The following is a 1936-nucleotide window of genomic DNA, read 5'->3' on the forward strand; positions in this document are numbered from 1 at the left end:
GAGCGCGGCCCGCACGTGGCGCCGGATCATGCCTCGACCTCCGCTGCCGGGCCGGCGTCCGACCTGGGGCGAGCCGGCCCGGTGAGCCCGGCCAGCCAGCTCGCGCAGGTGGCGATGACGAGCGGCACGGTGACGGCCACCCCGATGGCCGGGATCGCGATCCCGGAGTCGTTGACCGCGAACCCGATGAGCAGCGCCGTCGCCGTGGCCACCAGGCACGGGGTGAGCATGGGTGCGGCCGTCGCCAGGGCGCCCAGCGCGGTGCCGTGCGACAACCAGCCGTACCGTCCGCCGTCGGGCGACAGCACCACCGTGCGCACGGGCCGCACCAGGGCCGCCACCACGAACGCCACCCCGGCCAGCGTGAGCACCGTGAGCGGGCGGTTGTTGCCGATGATGTGCAGGTTCGCCGAGACCTTGCGGCCGACGACGACCCACAGCCCGCCGTCGAGCGCGGTCTGCACGAGCTGACCCAGGTGGGTGCGCTGGTCGGCCGGGCGCAGCCAGTCGAGCACGGCGAACGCGCCGGTGACGACGACCGCCCCGCCGAGCACCGCGACGACGCGGCGCCAGGTGATCGTGGCACCCGCGGCCAGCAGGGCGAGCACGGTGAACCCTGGGATGAGCGCGGGCGGACCGCCGAAGTCCGCACCGAGTGACGACGTGCCGTCGACGAGCGTGAGCCCGAGCCCGACCACGGCGACCACGCCGGCCGCGAGCCCCCGCCGTCCGGCCCGCACCCACGGGTCGACCAGTGCGGTGGCGGCGAACAGCGTCGCGGCCGTGGCCAGGGCGAACGCCGTGTTGTTGAACCCGTAGAACCGTCCCGCGGCCAGCGTCGGTGCGCCGATGACCGCCGACAGCTGCAACCCGCCGCCACGCACCACGTCGACGACGATGACGAGCGCGGTGACGGCCGCGAGCACCCCGGCCGGTCCGAGCACCGCGCCGCGCCACGGGCCGAGCAGCGCGAGAGCCACGAGCGCGACGTCGAGGACGGCGGCGCTCGCGGCAAGGGCCAGGCCCGGGGCGGGCGCCCGCCACCACGGCACGAGGTTGGCCAGCAGCAGCCCGACCGGCACGGCGCCGACCCCCAGCGCGACGGCACGGGTCACCGCCAGGGTTCGCCGCCGTTGCGGTTCCCCGGCGGCCCGGGCCCCCGGTGCGCGGGCCAGCCCGAATGCCACCGCGGCGTAGAGGGCGAGGTTGAGCAGCACGAGCCCCAGGTAGAACGCCGGCACCAGCGGCCGGGCGACCGAGGCGTGCCGGGCGGTGTCGACGAGCGCGGCGACCCGGTCGGCCGGGGCGGTCGCCGTCGACGCGATCGGGGCGCCGATGAAGGAGGTGGCGTCCAGGCCCAGCGCGTGCGCGAGGGTCGCCGGCACGTCGGTCACCGTGACGATCCCGGGCTGCCGGGTCGAGGCCGAGGTCGCCAGGGTCGGCCCGGCACCCGGCCCGCGGACCGCGGTGAGCTGCAGCGAGGGGGTGCCGTCGCGGTCGGCCAGCGAGCTGACCAGGACGGTCGGGTCGGTGCCCGTCGCGTCGTGCACCCCAGCCAGCGCGGCGGCGACCCGTTCGTCCACCTGGGCGAGCGTCGCGTCGCCGTCGCGCACCGCACCGGCGTCGACCACGACGAGGCGGTCACCGCCGGTCAGCGCCTCGGCGACCTGGGTGCGCAGCGCGGCCGGGTCGGCGGGCAGCGGTGACCAGCGGCCGACGGTGCTGCCCGCGCTCGTCGCGGTGGCGACCGCGGCACCGGGCCCGAGGGCGCGCACCCGCACCCCGGCGGCGGTGAGCCGGTCGCCGAGCAGCCCCGGCACCGCCTCGTACTCGTCCTGCGCGGCTGCGGCCAGGTAGTCGGCCCAGTGCGGGACCGCACCGTCGGGGCCCGGGTCGGCCAGGGTGCGGCAGCCGCCGTCGGGCTGCACGAGGTCGG

Annotated in this window: 1 protein-coding gene; it reads right to left on the reverse strand. The window is 77.6% G+C overall.

The annotated features are described in order from the left end of the window. Positions 1-26: 26 nt before the first annotated feature. On the reverse strand, positions 27-1936 hold a 1910-nt coding region (locus F2B26_RS15980), incomplete at its 5' end, for a hypothetical protein (protein ID WP_159811036.1).

The sequence above is a fragment of the Cellulomonas citrea genome (assembly GCF_009829685.1).
GTDB classification, from domain to species: Bacteria; Actinomycetota; Actinomycetes; order Actinomycetales; family Cellulomonadaceae; genus Cellulomonas; species Cellulomonas citrea.